Raw genomic sequence first — 16,653 nt, 5'->3', positions numbered from 1 at the left:
GGCGTCCGACCAGCGGGGAGCAGCATGACGCCCCGGCCGACAACGACGTCGGCCGGGGCGTTCGCCTACACCGACTGGGCGCAGGTGTCGCGGTAGTCCAGTTCCGGTAGATATCGCTGCCATTCGAGCGGGCTGAGGCCCCCTGCCGCGACCTCGCAGGCCTGGGCGAACAGGTTGCCGGGCACGCCGGACGAACCGAGCAACGTCGTGGTCAGCTCGGCTTTCGTGTCCTGGCTGGGTGCCAGCGCGTGTGCGGTCAGGCCGAGGCGCAGCGCCAGCCGTGGCGACGAGGTGCGCGCTACCTGGGCCTGCACCACGAGTGCGCGTGCTGTGGCCCTGTCGCGTTCCGCGCTGGCGTTGTGCCACTGGAACGCCGCCAGTCCCGCCGCGCCGATCGCGGCCACCAGGAACACCGCCAGCCAACTGACCGTGCGCCTGCGGTCGCGCCGGCGTTGTCCTCGCAGCGCGTGGATCCGGTCGCGGCTCACGGCCAGGAACCGGCGGGCGTCGGGGGAGAGGTCGTCGTTCGCGACCAGCGGTGCGATGGCCGCGAGCGCGTCCTCGTTGAGCAGCAGGTGGTCCACGCGGTCGCCCTCGATCCACTGCGAGGCGTCCATCTCGACGGACTGGGCCGCGCGCAGGCCGATCTGCCGTTCCTCGATGGCGCTGCGCAACGGCTGCCACTCGGTGAACAACGCCTCGTGCGCCACGCCGATCCAGCGGCCCTGCTTGTCGCCGCTCGCGGTGAGCAGGCGGTGCCGGACGAACACCTCCAGCGCGGCGCGGGCGCGGGAGTCCAACTGGGACATGGTGACGCGCTTGCGGGTCGGCCTGCCCGTGTGGTCGAGCGTGGCCAGGGCCGCGAGCCGGGCGAGCAGTTCTTCCTTGCTCATCCCGGTTTCCGCGACGGCGCCGTCGAGCACGTCGTCGGCGTGCCGGGCTAATGCGCCGTGCACGCCGCCTAAGTGCTCGTACAACTCGCCGGAGAGCGTGCCGCCTCGTGGCACGCCCATTGCCAGGTGCTGCAACGTGAACGCGAGCAACGGCAGCGCCTCGCCGCTCGCCGTGTCCTCGACCAGCAGCGCGACGAGCTCCGGATGCACCTTGAGCCCGGCCACGCGGGCAGGGCCGGTGATCACGATGTTGAGCACCTCGCGCGCGAGCGGCGCCAGCACGTAGCTGCCGAGGTGGACGCCGCTCAGTTCGGGCAACGTCCGCAGGTCGTCCAGGAACTCCGACCGCAGCGTCGCGACCACCCGCACGTTGTCGGCGAGCGCGTCCTTGAGCAGGCTCGCGACGAGCTGGCGGTCCTTCTCGCCGGCACGGGTGAAGAGCTCCTCCGCCTGGTCGATGGTGATCAGCAGTCTGCGGTCCTCGTCCACGAGTTCCTGGGCGACGCCGCGCAGCCCGTCGAGGGCGAGCCGGTCTCTGGTCTCCCGCAACGTCCAGCCGAGGCCGACGCGGCCGGCCGTCTTGCGCACCGCGCGGGCGAGCGCGTCGAGCGGGTCGTTGCCCGGCAGCCACGGCGGCATGACGAGCCAGCGCGGGTCGTCCGCGAGCTGGGCCAGCAGCCCGGCCCTGACCAACGACGACTTGCCGCAGCCGGACGGGCCGACGACGGCGAGCAGACCGGGCCCGCGGCGCACCTTGCGGGCCAGCGCGCGGGTTTCCGCGTCACGGCCGAAGAAGACCGCGCTCAGCGCCGTGCTGAACGCGTCCAGGCCGGGGAACGGTTCCTGGTCCTTCGCGAGCTTGCGGCCACCGGCGTCGAACCGCCGCAGCGCCTTCTCCAGGTGATGGCGGGCGGTGGTGTGCGGGATGTGGTTGAGGTGCCCGATCAACGGGTGGATGACGCCGTCGAGCTGCACGGGCAGCAGGAGGGTGCCCAGGGCGTCCGCGATGGCGATCTCGGCGTTGCACCAGCTCGACGTGACCGACGCCTGACTGATGACGCACACGACGGCGTCCGCCACGCGCAGCTCGTGGTGCAAACGCTCGCGCCACGCCTCGCCGACCTGGATCCCGTCCTCAGGATGAACTTCCAGGAAAATCTCGTGATCACCTTCGAGCCAGTTGCGGATGTGTGTCGCGATCGCCACATTCTGCGTCGCGTGGCTGATGAACACCCTCGCCACGGCCGTCTCCTTTGCCATTCGGTCACCGATTGTGCAGAGCTGACAGGGATCGGCGGCCGTTCGTCCACTAATTGGCGCATCTACAACGCGGCAGGACCACTCTCTGCATACGTACGTTTCCGTGAAACGAGAAGCCCTTTCGGGTGAAACTTGTGTGTGATGCGGGCAAAGCCAGTCTCGTATATCGCGGAACTTGTCCACTTTGGGCGAAACTGATAGCTGTAGATCAACTCAGTCGGGGGGTGTGAGCATGCGCAGCGTTCTTCTCGCTGTCGTCGTCGCCCTGTGCGCCGTGCTGACCCCGGCCGTCTCGACTGTCTCGATCGGCGCGCCGCCGCCGAAGTCCAAGACCTCTGTCCCCAAGGAAGAAGTTCCGCGCGAGGAGCGCGAGACGAGCCGTCTGCGCCTGCTGGTCACGTCCGTCGACCGCACGTCCAGCGTGGCCGCTCCGTCGTTCTTCACGGTGTTCACGCCGCGCGCCGTTCCCGGTGTTCTCGCGCTCGTGTCCAACGCCGAACCAATAGTGGTCTGGCGCACACCCCCTGCGCTGCAGGTGTTCCGAAACTGATCGGTCCCCACTACCCGATCTAACCGAAACACTTTCCTTGGCAGTGAGGGATCCCCATGGACTTCCATCGCTTTGTTCAGCATGCCCGCGCACACGCCGCATCGCGTTCGCGCTCTCTCGGACGCAAGCTCGCCGCAGGTCAGCAACCCACCACGATGTTCATCACGTGCGCTGATTCGCGCATCGTGACGGCCGCGATCACGGGTGCGGAGCCCGGTTCGTTGTTCGAGCTCCGCACCGCCGGCAACGTCATCCCGCCCTACTCGCTGACCGCGCCGTCCAGCGAGATGGCCACGATCGAGTTCGCCGTGCTGCAGCTCGGGGTCAGCGAGATCGTCGTCTGCGGCCACTCGCACTGCGGTGCGGTCGGCGCGTTGAACGGCGGCGGCATCGACCACCTGCCCGCGATGCGCGGCTGGCTGCGTCCCGGACGGCCGCGCAAGGCGTCCGACCCGGCGATGCGCTCGGAAGGACAGGAGCACGTGCGCGCCCAGCTGGAGACCCTGCTGGCGTACCCGTTCGTGGCCGAGAAGGTCGCTTCGGAGGCGTTGCGCGTCCACGGCTGGTTCTACGACATCGAGACCGGCGAGGTCTCCGCGTGTGCCGAGCACGCCTTCCTTCCGCTGTAGGGGTTTCTGACGTGATGAAGAAGTATTGGACCGATCTCGGCGCATCGGTCGTGGTGTTCCTCGTGGCGCTGCCGCTGTGCGTTGGTGTGGCGGTGGCGTCCGGGGTGCCGGCCGAGCTCGGCATCGTGACCGGCGTGGTCGGCGGCATCGTCGTCGGCCTGCTGCCGGGCAGCACGATGCAGGTGAGCGGACCGGCCGCCGGGCTGACGGTGCTGGTGGCGGACGCCGTGTCCCGGCACGGGATCCAGGCGCTGGGCGTGATCGTGCTCGGCGCGGGGCTGTTGCAGGTGGCGCTGGGCTTAGCCAGGTGCGGCCGGTGGTTCCGCGCGATCTCCCCGGCCGTGGTGCAGGGCATGCTCGCGGGCATCGGCCTCGTGCTGATCTTCGGTCAGCTCAAGCACCTGATCGTGTCCCCGGTCGCGCTGGCGCTGGGGTTGCTCACGGTGCTGATCATGTTGTTGTGGCAGCGCACGCCGTTGCGGGTCGTGCCGGGCATCCTGGTCGGCGTGGTCGTCTGCACCGCGCTGGCCGCGATCTTCGCGTCGGACGTCGAACGCATCACGGTCGGCACGCTGTCGACGGACGTGCATCTGCCGGACTTCTCGTTGCTGGACACCGGAGTCATCGGCACCGCCGTGGTGTTCGCCCTCGTCGCCTCGGCTGAGTCGATGTTCAGCGCGGCCGCGGTGGACCGCATGCACAACGGCCCGCGCACGCAGTACAACAAGGAACTGGTCGCGCAGGGCGTGGGCAACACGATCTGCGGCCTGCTCGGCGCGTTGCCCATGACAGCGGTGATCGAGCGCAGTGCGGCGAACGTCAGCGCCGGGGCGCGCACCAAGGCCTCCAGGGTGCTGCACGGTGTGTGGCTGCTGCTGTTCGTGGTGCTGCTGCCGGGGTTGCTGACGCTGATCCCGGTCGCCGTGCTGGCGGCGGTCCTGGTGCACGCCGGGTGGAAGCTGCTGGGCCTGCGCGAGGTGGTCGCGACGTGGCGCACCGACAAGGCCGAGAGCTTCGTCTTCGTCCTGACGGCCGGTCTCATCGTGGCGACCGACCTGTTGACCGGCACCGTCGCCGGTCTGCTGGCCGCGGTCATCAAGACGGCCTGGGACGTGTCCAGGCTGCAGGTGACCGTGACGCCGGAGGGGGTGGCGTTGCGCGGCAACGCGACGTTCCTGAAGCTGCCCGTGCTGCTGGACGAGCTCGACCGCGTCGACCGGGAGCACGTCCGGATGGACCTGAGCGGGGTCCGGCACCTCGACCAGGCCTGCGGGCAGGCGATCGACCAGTGGGTGGACGAGTCCCGGCGGGCGGGCAAGACCGTCGACCTAGTCGGCCGATAGCGAACAGCGAACCGCACGCGGGGGACCTTTCGTACTCACATGCAGTACGAAAGGTCCCCGCGTGCGGCGAGCCGGCGAGGGTTAGTGGCTGGTGAACTGTCCGCGCACCGCTCCGCCGGGGAACGCGGCGGTGTGGATGTTGGAGTAGAAGTCCTTGGGGGACTCGCGCAGCGCGTCCAGCGTGGCCTTGTCGGCGGTGGCCGTGCCCGAGACCGCGAAGATGCCGTTCGGGACCACGGTGCCGAAGAACGTGATTTTCACGGCGCCGTTCACGCCCTTCGCGCCCTGGTGGACGTGGCCGAGCGTCGGCGCGTCGACGTTCACCCAGGCCAGCGAGAAGTCGACGCCGGTGGCGGTGGGGCGCACGAGCGTCACGGCCTGGCCGTCGGGGTCGCCGACCTTCGGGCCGTCCTGCACGGGAACCTCGTTGCGGCCGTTGGAGAACGCGCGGAGCTTGCCGCCCTGAAGGATGTCGAGCGGGTTGATCTGCTTGTTCAGCGGCTTGAGCTGACCGCGGACCGCGCCACCGGGCTTCTCGGTGCTGTGCAGGTTCACGTAGAAGCCGGCCGGGTTCTTGCGGATGTCCTCGGCGAGCTTCGCGTCGACCACGGTCTGCCCGGCGGCGGCGCCCAGCGTCTCCGGCATCGGGGTGGTGAAGAGGTTCACCTTCACCGCGCCGTTCTGGCCCTTCGCGCCCTGGTGGATGTGGCCGAGGGTGAGCTGGGCCGTCTTCTTCCACTCCAGCGCGAACGTCACGCGGTCGCCGCGCACCTCGACCAGCGCCTTCGCCGAGGCGTCCTCGTCACCCACGGCCGGGCCACCGGCGGTCGGGACCTCCTGACGGCCGTCCAGCTCCGCTGCGAAGAACACGGGCTTGCCGGTGGCGGGCTTGACCGGTGGGGCGGTCTGACCGGGTGCGGGCGGGGCCGGGTTGTGGCCGCCGTGCCCGGCACCGTGGTCCTGGGCGCCACCGGACTTCGTGGCGGTCGGCTTCTGCGCCGAGCCACCGGCGTCGATGTTCAGCGTGGGGCCGTCGGCGGTGAAGAACTCGAAGGCCGAACCGCCGTTCTTCACGACCACGCGGACCTCGATCCGGCCGCGGCCGGGCTTCACGGTGAAGGTGCGCGACTCGCCCTTCTCGGCACCGTCGAGGCAGCGGCCCTCCAGCTGGTCGGCGGCGCAGAAGCTCGCCTCGTAGCCGGCGGTGTTCGTGATCTTGACGGTGACGGCGTCCTGGGCGGCGGACGCCGGCGTCACCACGGCCAGTCCGAGCGTGGCGCCCAGAAGGCATGCGGCAGCGACGTTTTTGTTGACAGACATGGGATGTGCTCCAAGGCTCCGCTGTGGGAGTCGGGGGGTCTGGCGGACCCGACATGACCAACACGGACGTCGATCAGTTTCGGTTCAAGGAATTCTCCGCTGAACCGAAACGCGTCTCATTACGTGTCAACGTCGGAACAGGACACACCCCGCTAGGAGACGAAGATGCGTGCACGTATGGGAATTCTGCTGCTGCCGGTGCTGCTCGCCGGGCTGTCCGCCTGCGGAAACGAGGCACCGCAACAAGGTTCGCAGCAGGAGGTCCCTGCGAAGGCCGAGGTGAAGATCGCGCAGTCCGACCTCGGGCCGATCCTGGTCGACCGAACGGGACGGACGCTCTACGCCTTCACCAAGGACGAGAACAACTCCAGCGCGTGCGACGCCGACTGCGTCGCCGTGTGGCCCGCGCTCACCGCGGAGTCCAAAGTGGATGCCAAGGACGGCGCCGACGTGCAGCTCGTCTCGCAGATCGACGAGAGCTCGCAGGCCGTCTACGGGAAGTGGCCGCTGTACTACTACGTGGGTGACCAGGTCGCCGGTGACGTCAACGGCCAGGGCGTCGACGACGAGTGGTTCGCGATCTCCGCGGACGGGAAACTCGTCAAGAAGAGCTGATGAACACTGGGCCGTTCGGGTGTATGCGGCTAACGGCCCCGTGGGAGATGTCGACCCTCAAGATGAACCAGTAGGGGGCGACACATGACCAGCGCAGGCTTCGACCCGAAGTTTCTCGGCACGACCGCCGGGATCCCGGTCCTGACCGACTCGGGAGCGGCCGACGCGGTCGAGCTCGACGGCTCGACCACGATCGACTACACGCACTTCTCGCTCGCGATGAGCAAGTCGCGCAAGTTCGCGAGCTGGGTCGCGTGGAACATCGACGGCGGCGAGATGAAGGCACTGAGCCGCAGCAACATCCCGTTCGTCAAGGACAAGCGCGTCCCGGCCGAGTTCCAGACCGGCGACGAGCTCTACCGCGACAACCGGCTCGACCGCGGCCACCTCGCCCGCCGCGCCGACCTGTGCTGGGGCCCGAAGGCCGAGGCGCAGAAGGCGAACAAGGACTCGTTCTTCTTCACGAACATCACGCCGCAGATGGACGACTTCAACCAGAGCACCAAGGAAGGGCTCTGGGGGAGGCTCGAGGACGCGGTGCTCGCGGACGTCGACGTCGACAACCTCAAGGTCAGCGTCTACGGCGGCCCGGTCTTCAACGCCGACGACAGGATCTTCCGCGGGGTCGCGATCCCGCGCGAGTTCTACAAGGCGATCGCGTTCGTGGTGGACGGCGAGCTGCGCTGCAGCGCGTTCCTGCTCACCCAGAACATCGTCCTGGCCGAGGCGCTCGACCTCGACGAGTTCCGGGTGTTCCAGGTGTCGCTGGCCGAGCTGGAGAAGCGCGTGAGCCTCACCTTCCCGGCCGAGCTGCACGCCGCGGACACGGCGTCGGTGCAGCTGCTGGAGGAGACCGTGAGGAGGCCGCTGGACAGCCTGGCCGACATCCAGTGGTGACACGTCAGGTCGTGATGCGTACCCCTGGCAGCTGACCGCGCAGCTCCTCCAGCCGCGCGAGCGACTCCGGCTGGTGCACCACCAGGTGTTCCAACGCGGGCAACACGCGCACGTCGTCCGCCGCCGGTACCCCGAACACCTCCAGCGTCGTGATGGTCGGCCACCGCTCCAGCCCCGCCAGCGGGTAGGGCGGGCGGTGGTCGATCGCCAGCTCGCGCAACGCGGGCAGGCCGGGCAGCACGTCCAGCCCCTCGTCGGTGGCCGAGTCGCGGATCTGCAGCCGCCGCAGCGCACCGCCCTCCAGCGACGCCAGCTCGACGCGGCTGAAGTGCAGGTGCAGCTCGTCCAGGTCCCTCACCGGGGACAGGTCGATCCGCCCGAGCGGACGGCACCGGCTCAGGTGCAGCTCCTTCAGCGACCGCGACCCGGCCAGCGGGGAGAGGTCGCGCATGACCTCGTTCTGCCACAGCTCCAGCCGGTGCAGCGACGGCATGGCGCCCAACGGGTCCAGCGGGTTGATGTTGCCGATGCACCGGACGTACCGCAGCTTCTCCAGGTGCATGATGAACTGGATCCGGTGCCAGCCGCGGACGTCCACCCGCCGGTCGCCGAAATCCACTTTGGACAGCACGGACCTGGCGTACTTCTCCGCGTCCGGTGTGTTCCGCCACGCCCGCAGCAGCTCGTCGATGACCATCGCGTGATCGACGGCCACGAACTCCGCGATCCGTTCCCACGCGCCCTCGCCGCCGATGTTGGCCAGCGTCCGCACGATGTACGCGGCCTCCGCCGAGTCTCCCGCGGCCTCCGGTCCCGGCAGCAGGTCCACCACGAACGAGCCGGCCTCGGACAACGCGTCCGCGTGCGCGAAGCTCTTCGGCGGGATCAGCGCGGCGACCGCGGCCGTCACCTGCGCCCGCGCGGTCTCCGGTTCGATCACGTCGGCCTGGTCGAGGCACGCCAGCGCGAGCAGCCGCAGCTTGTCCCGGCCGCGCTCGTCCTTGCGCGTGTCGTCGTTGCCCGCCAGCAGGTCCATCAGCACGCGGGCCCGTTCGCGCGGCCGGGCGTGCGCCACCGCCATCACCACGACGTCGTGCCACTCGTCCAGATGTGCCCTGTCCACCAACAGGTTCAGGTCACCCGCGTCCACGACCTCCTTGGCCGCCAGGTAGTCGCGGAACGTCCGGTGCACGAACTGCACGCGGTCGTTGCCGACCTCGCGCAGCAGCCCGGCCCGTTCGAGCAGCCGTTGCATCGCGTCGTCCGGATCGATGTCGTGCGACCGCAGTCCGCGCATCGCGTTCCCGAGCCGGTGCACGGCCTCCTCGCGAGGCACCATCAGCTCCCGGTTGCGCACCAGCGAGTACGCGAACCGTTGCAGCAGAACGAGCTGCTCCTCCTTGGAGAACGACGGCAGCGCGAGCCCCCGGTCCTCGTCCCACCGCACCAGCAGCAGGTCCAGCGCGGCCTCGTACAGCGACCGCCGATCCCGCGGCAGGTGCATGTTCCGGTCCTGGTGCAACGCGCACAGCAGCCCCGCCAGCAACGGGCTCGACGCCAGCCGCCGCAGGTCCGGCCGCTTCGCCAGCGTCGCCACCAGCCGTGCCTCGCAGTCGGTCAGCCAGACCCGCGCGTCCCTGGACAGCCCCGGTTCGTCGCGCGCGGCGGTGTGCCATGCCTCCACGAAGTCGCGCACGCCCTTGTCGCTCAACGGCAACAGGTCGAACGCGGCGAAGCCGAGGTCCTCCAGCCAGTCCTCCGGCACCGCCGCCGGCCGGGTCGTGATCGCGTACCGGGCCCCGGGATAGGCGTTGACCAGCTTCTCGAGCCACAGCCGGGCCTCGGCCCGCCGCTCCCACACCAGCTCGTCCACGCCGTCGACCAGGACGAGCGCGCGGCCCTCCTTGAGCCGCGCGGTGACCCACCCCGGCGGCTTCTCCTCCTCGATCATCGAGGCGGTCGACGAGATGAACTCCTCCGGCTTCGGCAGCGACGTGTACTGCCGCAGCGGTACGAACAACGGCACCAGCCCCAGCCACTCGTTGCCCGACGCCCGCGTCTCGCCCAGCGCGTTCATCGCGAGCCAGCGCAGGAACGTCGTCTTGCCCGCGCCCGCACCACCCCTGATCAGCACCCGAGGCGTGTCCGCGAGCGCAGCCGCCACCGGCAGCCCGGCCCCGGTCAGCTCGTCGGTGTCCCCGACCCGCGCCACCGCCAGCGAGACGTACGAGGTGTCGAAGGAGTGCCGGCGCGGCGCCCTCCCGCGGGACACCCCGAACAGCTCCAGCCCGCCCAGCGCGTGCGCGACCTGGTCGGCGTAGCGGTCCTCGAAGTCCCGGTGCGACGCCGTCAGCGCCAGCTGCTGCTGGTCCGCGAACCGTGTCACGGCATCGGCTGTCGCCCGGCCCATGCGGAACGTCTCCACCGCGAGCCGCCGCGCGTACTCCGGCTGCGACCAAATCAGCTCGACGATCGCGACGCACACCCGCAGCAGCACCGCGTCGTAGACCGCCGTCGCCTGGTCGGACAGGCCCGCCGCCCGCCGGATCCGCTCCGACCGGGACACCACGTGCGCCCGCAGCGACTCGGGCGTCAGCACGACCCGCAGCGCCTCCTCAGGGCGCAACGGCAGCGCGGCCTCGACGGACTCGCGCACCGCGTCCACAGCGGCCTGCCACTCGTGCTGCTCGACGACGCTGAGCTCACCGCGGGCGAGCTCGGAGCTGATCCGTTCGACCAGCGGTCCCGGCCTGGTCAGCTCGCGCTGGCGCTTCTTGTCCCTGGCGCCCTTGTGCACGACGTCGAAGAGACCGAGGAGCACCCGCTCCAGCACGGTCTCCAGCACCATCAGCAGTCCGGCGGAAAACGGATCGGCCACCCGTCCAGTATCGGCACGTGATCACCGGGTCCCGGGGAACTTCACCCGCTGTTCATCATGGCAGCGCGACCTTGCGGACGTGGCCGATGTCGAACTCCCTGCTGATGCCGTCCTCGCAGTCCGCGCTCAGCACGCCCTCGAGGTGCTTGGTCGGCACGATCAGGTGCGTCTCGGTCCTGCGCGGACCGCTCGCGTACTCGATCTCCACGCGGCTCCCGTCGACCAGCGCCGACGACAGCAGCACGACCTCCTCGTCGCGCAGGAAGACGTTCTGGTCGCGCAGCATCCGCGCCGCGTTGGCCCTTGGCGCGCCGGGTCCGACGCTCGGCCGTTCCTGCTCCACCAGCCGGACCGCGAGCTGGGCCAGCTCCAGGTCGTTCATCTCGGTGCGCCACCACCGCTCCGGCCTGCGCTCACCGCGGGCGGGCGCCCTCAGCCGGCTGACACTCTCCACAATGGACTTCTCGCCGGCGTCCAGTCCCGTCGGTGCGTACCCGCACCGGCGCAGCGCCGCGAGCGTCTCGGCCATCGGCTGGGCCGACGCCAGCACGGTCGGCGCGAGCAACCGCAGCTTCAGCGACGTGAGCCGCTTCGACCTCGCGATCTCCTGCAGCAGCGCGGGATCCGCGGCCCGCACGCAACTCGCGACGTCCGTCACCGTCAGCTGACCGTGCCGGCGCGCCACGTCCTGCACCTGGTACTCGATCACCTGCGGCAGCGCGGCCTCGGACACGGCCCTCAGCTTCGCGAGCACCTCGCCGGCGGACAGCCCCGAGTCCAGCGCGCGCCGCACCGACCCGGCGGACAGCCGCCACACCCGTGCCGCGTCGTTGTCCTCCAGGTCAGCCACCAGGTTCAGCGTCGTGCTCAGCTCCGGCGACGGCAGCCCGTTCACCACCGCCGTCATGTCCGTCTGGAACGCCGCCTTCTCAGTCGCCGCGGGCATCAGCTCCGCGGCGGCCGCCGCGACGTCACCGTCGTGCAGCACCGCGACCCCCAACGGCGTGAGCGCGCCGCCGGCCACCAGCCCCAACGCCTCCATCTCGCCGATCACCGCCGCTGTCGCCCGCGGGTCGTGCACGGCAGGGCGTTCCCAGACGAGGTCGTCGACGAGCTCGCTGATGTTCGTGTACGCCTCCTCGGCAGAAAACCGTTCCAGCGCGCTGCGCCGCAGCTCTAACCCGGCGGCACCGGTGTAGTCGCGCAACGCCGCCCGCGCCTGGTCCGGTTCCGGCCGCCAGTCCATCCGCCGCCACGCCGCGACCAGCGTCGTGAGCCGCGCACCCGGCTGCGAGCCGAGCCACGCGTCGCCCTGGCTGGTCGGCAGCAGGCGAGACCGTTCCACGCCGAGCAGCTGGGCCTCGACCGCGAGCTCCAGCCAGAGCCGCAGCACGCCGTCCGCGACCCGCAGCGCCCGCGCGACCCGGCGGATCTCCACCGTCGCGACGCCGCCGGTGTAGCGGGCGTCGAACGTGTCCTGCTCGCAGTGCGCCAGCAGCCGCGCCACGCCGTCCACAGTGGACATCGTCGGCACGATGGGGGAGATCGCCGATGCCCTGCGCTTGCCAGGGGCCTTCGGCCGCAACGTGAGCTTTCCCTGCGTCGCACCGCTCGTCCGCACCGAGTTCACCGCGATCAGCCGCGGCCCCTCCGGCCAGGCCAGCGCCCGTTGCTTCAGCTCGCCCAGCGCCCGTTCGAAGTCCTCGACCGAGCACCGCAGCTCGGCGCACACCGTGTCGACCGTGCCCGTGTTGTTCTGCGCCACGATCGCACCGAGCAGGTCGAGTGCGCCCTGGTCCAGCGTGTCCTCGACGGCGTGCACGGAGTCGGAGTCGGTCAGTTGCGTCGCGAGGTCTTTCAGCGTCCGGACGTAGCGGTCGGCGACGTCACGGCGGAACATGAGTATCGCCGCCACCTCGTCCGGCCCGAGTTGGAGTAGCCAGGTCGCGAGCGCGTTGATACGGCGGGGCATTCACCGGATTATGGCCTGATTGTGTGATCTCAAACGAATTTTCACGCACATGGGCGATCCGCCTAGGCTGACTCGGTGACGTTCGACGGTTTCGGCGAGTACGCCATTGACTTCTACGACGGCCTGGTGCTGGACAACTCGAAGGCGTACTGGGACGACAACAAGGAGACCTACCTGCGCGACGTGCGGGCGCCCATGGAGGCGCTGCTGCTCGCGCTGGAGAAGGAGTTCGGCGAGGGCAAGGTGTTCCGCCCGTACCGCGACGTGCGGTTCGCCAAGGACAAGACGCCGTACAAGGACCACTGCGGCGGCGTGATCGAGAAGGGTCGTGGCGGCGGCGCGTACTACGTGCAGCTCAGTCCAGAGGGACTGATGACCGGCGGTGGCTCGTTCCACATGCAGTCCGACCAGCTGGCCCGCTACCGCGCCTCGGTCGACGCACACGGCGTGCTGCTGCGCAAGATCGTGGACAAGCTGGTCAAGCAGGGCTGGCAGCTGGCGGGCGACGTGATGAAGTCGAAGCCGCGCGGGTTCGCCGACGACCACCCGCACCTCGACCTGCTGCGGTACCGGTCGATCTACGTGCGCAAGGTCTGGGAGCCCGACGACGTGCTGCACGAGCCGGGGTGTCTTGACCGGGTGCGCAAGTCGTGGAGGCAGCTCAAGGACTTCAACGCGTGGTGCGAGGACCATGTCGGCGTGAGCGAACAGCCGCGGCGATAGCCCAGCCCAGGCCGATCCCGAGCACGTCCACCAGCGCGTCGAGCACGTCGCCGCTGCGGTGCAGTGGCGTGATCACCTGCTGGAGCACCTCGGAGACACCCGCGTAGACCACGAGCAGCAGCAGAATGCGAGGAAGTTTCGCGTACAGCCCGGTGAACGCGAGCAGCGCGAACAGCACCGTGTGAACCACCTTGTCCGTGCCGGGCGGCGAGGTGGGCACACCTGACTCGGGGGTGAACAACACGACGACGCTGAGCAACGCCGCGATCACGAACGGGAGTACTCGACCCATGGCCAGAACATTACTGAGTGGTAGTTCGGGATCGGTCCAGGAACGGGGTCTACTCTCTCTACACGTGAGTCGACGCGCAAAGATCGTCTGTACCCTCGGTCCCGCCACTGGCACGCCGGAAAAGGTCCGTGACCTGGTAGCGGCCGGTATGGACGTGGCGAGGATGAACTTCAGCCACGGCAGCCATGCCGACCACAAGCAGGTCTACGACATGGTCCGTGCCGCAGCCGACGAGTCCGGCCGCGCCGTGGGAATCCTCGCTGACCTCCAGGGCCCCAAGATCCGCCTCGGCCGTTTCGCCGCGGGTCCGGTCGACTGGAACACCGGCGACATCGTCCGCATCACCGTCGAGGACGTCGAGGGCACGCACGACCGCGTGTCGACGACGTACAAGGAGCTCGCGAAGGACGCCAAGGTCGGCGACCGCATGCTCGTGGACGACGGCAAGGTCGCGCTCGTGGTCGTGGACGTCGAAGGTTCCGACGTCGTGGCCGAGGTCACCGAGGGCGGGCCCGTCAGCAACAACAAGGGCCTCTCGCTGCCCGGCATGGACGTCTCCGTGCCGGCGCTGTCGGAGAAGGACATCGAGGACCTCGAGTTCGCGCTCTCGCTCGGCGTGGACTTCATCGCCCTGTCGTTCGTCCGTTCCCCTGCCGACATCGACCTGGTCCATCAGATCATGGACCGCAGCGGCGGCAAGCGCCTCCCGGTGATCGCGAAGATCGAGAAGCCGGAGGCCGTGGACAACCTCGAGGCCATCGTGCTGGCCTTCGACGGCGTCATGGTCGCCCGCGGTGACCTGGGCGTCGAGCTCCCGCTGGAGCACGTCCCGCTCGTGCAGAAGCGCGCGATCCAGATCGCCCGCGAGAACGCCAAGCCGGTCATCGTGGCGACCCAGATGCTCGACTCGATGATCACGAACTCCCGCCCGACCCGCGCCGAGACGTCCGACGTCGCGAACGCGGTGCTCGACGGCGCGGACGCCCTGATGCTGTCCGGTGAGACCTCGGTCGGCCGCTACGCCATCGAGTCCGTGCAGACCATGGGCCGCATCATCGAGGCCGTCGAGACCGAGTCGGTCGTCGTGCCGCCGCTGACCCACGTCCCGCGCACCAAGCGCGGCGTGATCTCGTACGCGGCCCGCGACATCGGCGAGCGCCTGAACGCCAAGGCCCTGGTCGCGTTCACGCAGTCCGGCGACACGGTCCGCCGTCTCGCTCGTCTGCACACGCACCTGCCGCTGCTGGCGTTCACGCCGGAGCCCGCGGTCCGCTCGCAGCTCTCGCTCACGTGGGGCACCGAGACGTTCCTGGTCCCGCGCGTGGAGTCGACCGACGAGATGGTCCGCCAGGTCGACGTGGCCATGATCGAGATCGGCCGTTACTCCGCTGGTGACCTCATGGTGGTCGTCGCCGGATCGCCTCCTGGCACCATTGGGTCGACGAACCTCATCCGGGTGCACCGGCTGGGGGAGGACGACCACGCGTAGGAGTTAGTCGTGACTGAGGCCGCCCGTGCCGCTGCTACGAGCCCATCAGGCTTGAGTGGACAATCCGCAGTGGACGACCTGGTCGCGTTGCTCGACCTGGAACGCATCGAGGAGAACATCTTCCGAGGCGTGTCGCCCGCCGAGTCGCCAGTGCGCGTCTTCGGCGGGCAGGTGGCGGGCCAGGCGCTCGTCGCCGCCGGCCGCACCGTCCCGGTCGAACGGCGGGTGCACTCGCTGCACTCGTACTTCATCCGGCCCGGCGACCCGCGCGTGCCGATCGTGTACGAGGTGGACCGGATCCGGGATGGACGGTCCTTCACGACCCGCCGTGTCGTGGCCGTGCAGCACGGCAAGGCGATCTTCGCGTTGTCCGCCTCGTTCCAGATCGAGGAGCAGGGCAACGAACACTCGTCGCCCATGCCGGAGGTGCCGGACCCGGAGTCGCTGCCGACCTGGGCCGAGGCTGTGGAGGGGTACGGGCTGCACACGTCCAAGTTCCCGCGGCCCATCGACGTCCGGTACGTGACCGAGCCGCCTTGGGAGTCGCGTGAGGACGGTCCGGGTGAGGCCTCGTCTCAGGTGTGGATGAAGGCCGATGGCAAGTTGCCGGACGATCCGATGCTGCAGCTCTGCATCATGACCTATGCCTCGGACATGACGTTGCTGGACGGGGTTCTGGCTCGGCACGGGGTTTACTGGGGGCTGGACAAGGTTCTCGGGGCTTCTCTGGACCACGCCATGTGGTTCCACCGGCCGTTCCGGGCTGACGAGTGGTTGCTGTACGACACCTCATCCCCGTCTGCCTCTGGGAATCGGGGGTTGGCCACTGGGCGGTTCTTCACTCGGGACGGGCAGTTGGTGGCGACCGTGGTGCAGGAGGGGCTGATCCGGGTGATCAAGCCGTCACCCGGCTCGGAGTGAGCAAGCTGCTGGCTGTCGTGACAGCGTTTCCTACATCTAGGATGTAAGAAACGCTGCACCGGACAACTCCGCTCTTGAACAGCAGGTGCGTGCGTACTCGACCGCGTTCCTCGCGGGCAACGGTGACGTGGCGTACGACCTGCTGTCGCAACGCTGCAAGGAGCGGAACACGCGTCCGAACTTCGTGATGCTCGTGCAGCAAGCTGGTGCGTTGTACGGCCCTCAGGAGATGCGTTCCTTGAAGGTCGACCAGGCGGCCGGAGATCTCGCCCGTGTGACCTACACCTAAGACAAGGCCGAACTGGACCAGCGCGGCGAACCCTGGGTGCGCGAGTCAGGCGTGTGGCGGATCGACGACTGCTAGTCCGAGCGACGCCGACGGTGGGTCGGCCGCAGGTTGGCGGGCGGCGTCAGCGCACGGGTCTCCACCCGCTCCAGCACCACCGAACTGGTCAAGTTCCGCACCTCCGTCCGCGAAGCGATCTTGTCCATCAGGAACGCCTGCAGATGCGTGGAATCGGCCACCGCGATGTGCAGCAGGAAATCAGCCTGCCCGGAAACGTGGAAGATCGACCGGGTCTCCGGCTGAGCCATCACAAAAGCACGAAACCCTGCCACCACGGCACGGGTGTGCGGCCGCACGTTGACCGAGATCACGGCCTCCAACGGCAGCCCCGTGGTGGCCGGGTCGACGACGGCGTGGCACCCCGTGATCACACCCAGGTCCCGCAGCCGCCGCACCCGTTGCAGGCACGACGACGGCGCCAGCCCGACGATCTCCGCCAGCGCGCGGTTCGGCAGGGTGGCGTCGTTCTGCAACTCCTCCAGGATGTGCCAGTCGACCGAATCCAGTTCGGCTTGTTCGCGCATA

15 protein-coding genes are annotated in these 16,653 nt (G+C 69.2%); 9 read left to right on the top strand and 6 right to left on the bottom strand.

Annotated features, from left to right (window positions below; translation table 11 throughout):
• Positions 1-65 precede the first annotated feature (65 nt).
• A complete protein-coding gene (locus ACSHWB_RS04405) occupies positions 66-2,135 on the bottom strand; it encodes an nSTAND1 domain-containing NTPase (protein ID WP_439660804.1) in 2,070 nt (689 codons plus the stop codon).
• Between the two features lie 250 nt (positions 2,136-2,385).
• Between ACSHWB_RS04405 and ACSHWB_RS04400 the strand changes: the two genes are divergently transcribed.
• The 3 genes from ACSHWB_RS04400 to ACSHWB_RS04390 all read left to right on the top strand — a co-directional run bounded on the left by ACSHWB_RS04400 (position 2,386) and on the right by ACSHWB_RS04390 (position 4,675).
• Positions 2,386-2,703: a hypothetical protein gene (locus ACSHWB_RS04400; protein WP_439660803.1), complete on the top strand. Its 318-nt coding sequence runs from the start codon at positions 2,386-2,388 to the stop codon at positions 2,701-2,703.
• A gap of 155 nt (positions 2,704-2,858) precedes the next feature.
• A complete protein-coding gene (locus tag ACSHWB_RS04395; protein ID WP_439660802.1) occupies positions 2,859-3,332 on the top strand; it encodes a carbonic anhydrase in 474 nt (157 codons plus the stop codon).
• Positions 3,333-3,346: 14 nt separating this feature from the next.
• Positions 3,347-4,675 (top strand): SulP family inorganic anion transporter, encoded by a 1,329-nt coding sequence (locus ACSHWB_RS04390; protein ID WP_439660801.1) that lies wholly within the window; start codon positions 3,347-3,349, stop codon positions 4,673-4,675.
• Between the two features lie 81 nt (positions 4,676-4,756).
• On the opposite strand, the gene ACSHWB_RS04385 is transcribed toward ACSHWB_RS04390, so the two are convergent.
• Positions 4,757-5,995: a CHRD domain-containing protein gene (locus ACSHWB_RS04385; protein WP_439660800.1), complete on the bottom strand. Its 1,239-nt coding sequence runs from the start codon at positions 5,993-5,995 to the stop codon at positions 4,757-4,759.
• Between the two features lie 165 nt (positions 5,996-6,160).
• On the opposite strand from ACSHWB_RS04385, the gene ACSHWB_RS04380 reads away from it, so the two are divergent.
• Entirely contained in the window at positions 6,161-6,610 is a 450-nt protein-coding gene (locus ACSHWB_RS04380; RefSeq protein WP_439660799.1) for a COG4315 family predicted lipoprotein, read from the top strand.
• 84 nt (positions 6,611-6,694) lie between these two features.
• The gene (locus ACSHWB_RS04375) at positions 6,695-7,507 is read left to right on the top strand and encodes a DNA/RNA non-specific endonuclease (RefSeq protein WP_439660798.1); all 813 of its coding nucleotides are present in this window, start codon (positions 6,695-6,697) and stop codon (positions 7,505-7,507) included.
• 4 nt (positions 7,508-7,511) lie between these two features.
• Here the strand turns inward: ACSHWB_RS04375 and ACSHWB_RS04370 are convergent, their stop codons facing one another.
• Both ACSHWB_RS04370 and ACSHWB_RS04365 read right to left on the bottom strand, forming a co-directional pair.
• Positions 7,512-10,385 (bottom strand): NACHT domain-containing protein, encoded by a 2,874-nt coding sequence (locus ACSHWB_RS04370; protein WP_439660797.1) that lies wholly within the window; start codon positions 10,383-10,385, stop codon positions 7,512-7,514.
• A 55-nt stretch (positions 10,386-10,440) separates the two neighbouring features.
• Positions 10,441-12,357, bottom strand: a complete 1,917-nt coding sequence (locus tag ACSHWB_RS04365) for a helicase-associated domain-containing protein (RefSeq protein ID WP_439660796.1) — start codon at positions 12,355-12,357, stop codon at positions 10,441-10,443.
• A gap of 75 nt (positions 12,358-12,432) precedes the next feature.
• On the opposite strand from ACSHWB_RS04365, the gene ACSHWB_RS04360 reads away from it, so the two are divergent.
• Positions 12,433-13,080: a DUF2461 domain-containing protein gene (locus ACSHWB_RS04360; RefSeq protein ID WP_439660795.1), complete on the top strand. Its 648-nt coding sequence runs from the start codon at positions 12,433-12,435 to the stop codon at positions 13,078-13,080.
• On the opposite strand, the gene ACSHWB_RS04355 is transcribed toward ACSHWB_RS04360, so the two are convergent.
• On the bottom strand, positions 13,028-13,372 hold the full coding sequence (locus ACSHWB_RS04355) for a VanZ family protein (RefSeq protein ID WP_439660794.1): 345 nt from the start codon (positions 13,370-13,372) through the stop codon (positions 13,028-13,030). The genes ACSHWB_RS04360 and ACSHWB_RS04355 overlap by 53 nt on opposite strands.
• Positions 13,373-13,436: 64 nt before the next feature.
• On the opposite strand from ACSHWB_RS04355, the gene pyk reads away from it, so the two are divergent.
• From pyk to ACSHWB_RS04340, 3 genes are all read left to right on the top strand, one after another.
• Entirely contained in the window at positions 13,437-14,861 is a 1,425-nt protein-coding gene (gene pyk, locus ACSHWB_RS04350; RefSeq protein ID WP_439660793.1) for a pyruvate kinase, read from the top strand.
• A 9-nt stretch (positions 14,862-14,870) separates the two neighbouring features.
• Complete coding sequence (tesB, locus tag ACSHWB_RS04345) at positions 14,871-15,782, top strand: acyl-CoA thioesterase II (protein ID WP_439660792.1); 912 nt, start codon at positions 14,871-14,873, stop codon at positions 15,780-15,782.
• Positions 15,783-15,867: 85 nt separating this feature from the next.
• Positions 15,868-16,071 carry a hypothetical protein gene (locus tag ACSHWB_RS04340; RefSeq protein ID WP_439660791.1) on the top strand — a complete coding sequence of 68 codons (204 nt, stop codon included), beginning with the start codon at positions 15,868-15,870 and terminating at the stop codon, positions 16,069-16,071.
• 71 nt (positions 16,072-16,142) lie between these two features.
• Here the strand turns inward: ACSHWB_RS04340 and ACSHWB_RS04335 are convergent, their stop codons facing one another.
• Positions 16,143-16,652: an Lrp/AsnC family transcriptional regulator gene (locus ACSHWB_RS04335; protein WP_439660790.1), complete on the bottom strand. Its 510-nt coding sequence runs from the start codon at positions 16,650-16,652 to the stop codon at positions 16,143-16,145.
• Between the last annotated feature and the right edge of the window lies 1 nt (position 16,653).

Source organism: Lentzea sp. HUAS TT2 (assembly GCF_051853195.1).
GTDB lineage: Bacteria > Actinomycetota > Actinomycetes > Mycobacteriales > Pseudonocardiaceae > Lentzea.
The sequence above is the reverse complement of the archived record's forward strand: the minus strand, read 5'-3'. Positions and strand labels throughout refer to the sequence as shown.

Coding starts and splice junctions, on each gene's coding strand:
- ACSHWB_RS04400 (WP_439660803.1), top strand. CDS start 2,386: ATGCGCAGCGTTCTTCTCGCTGTCGTCGTCGCCCTGTGCGCCGTGCTG.
- ACSHWB_RS04395 (WP_439660802.1), top strand. CDS start 2,859: ATGTTCATCACGTGCGCTGATTCGCGCATCGTGACGGCCGCGATCACG.
- ACSHWB_RS04390 (WP_439660801.1), top strand. CDS start 3,347: ATGAAGAAGTATTGGACCGATCTCGGCGCATCGGTCGTGGTGTTCCTC.
- ACSHWB_RS04385 (WP_439660800.1), bottom strand. CDS start 5,995: ATGTCTGTCAACAAAAACGTCGCTGCCGCATGCCTTCTGGGCGCCACG.
- ACSHWB_RS04380 (WP_439660799.1), top strand. CDS start 6,161: ATGCGTGCACGTATGGGAATTCTGCTGCTGCCGGTGCTGCTCGCCGGG.
- ACSHWB_RS04375 (WP_439660798.1), top strand. CDS start 6,695: ATGACCAGCGCAGGCTTCGACCCGAAGTTTCTCGGCACGACCGCCGGG.
- ACSHWB_RS04365 (WP_439660796.1), bottom strand. CDS start 12,357: ATGCCCCGCCGTATCAACGCGCTCGCGACCTGGCTACTCCAACTCGGG.
- ACSHWB_RS04355 (WP_439660794.1), bottom strand. CDS start 13,372: ATGGGTCGAGTACTCCCGTTCGTGATCGCGGCGTTGCTCAGCGTCGTC.
- ACSHWB_RS04335 (WP_439660790.1), bottom strand. CDS start 16,652: ATGCGCGAACAAGCCGAACTGGATTCGGTCGACTGGCACATCCTGGAG.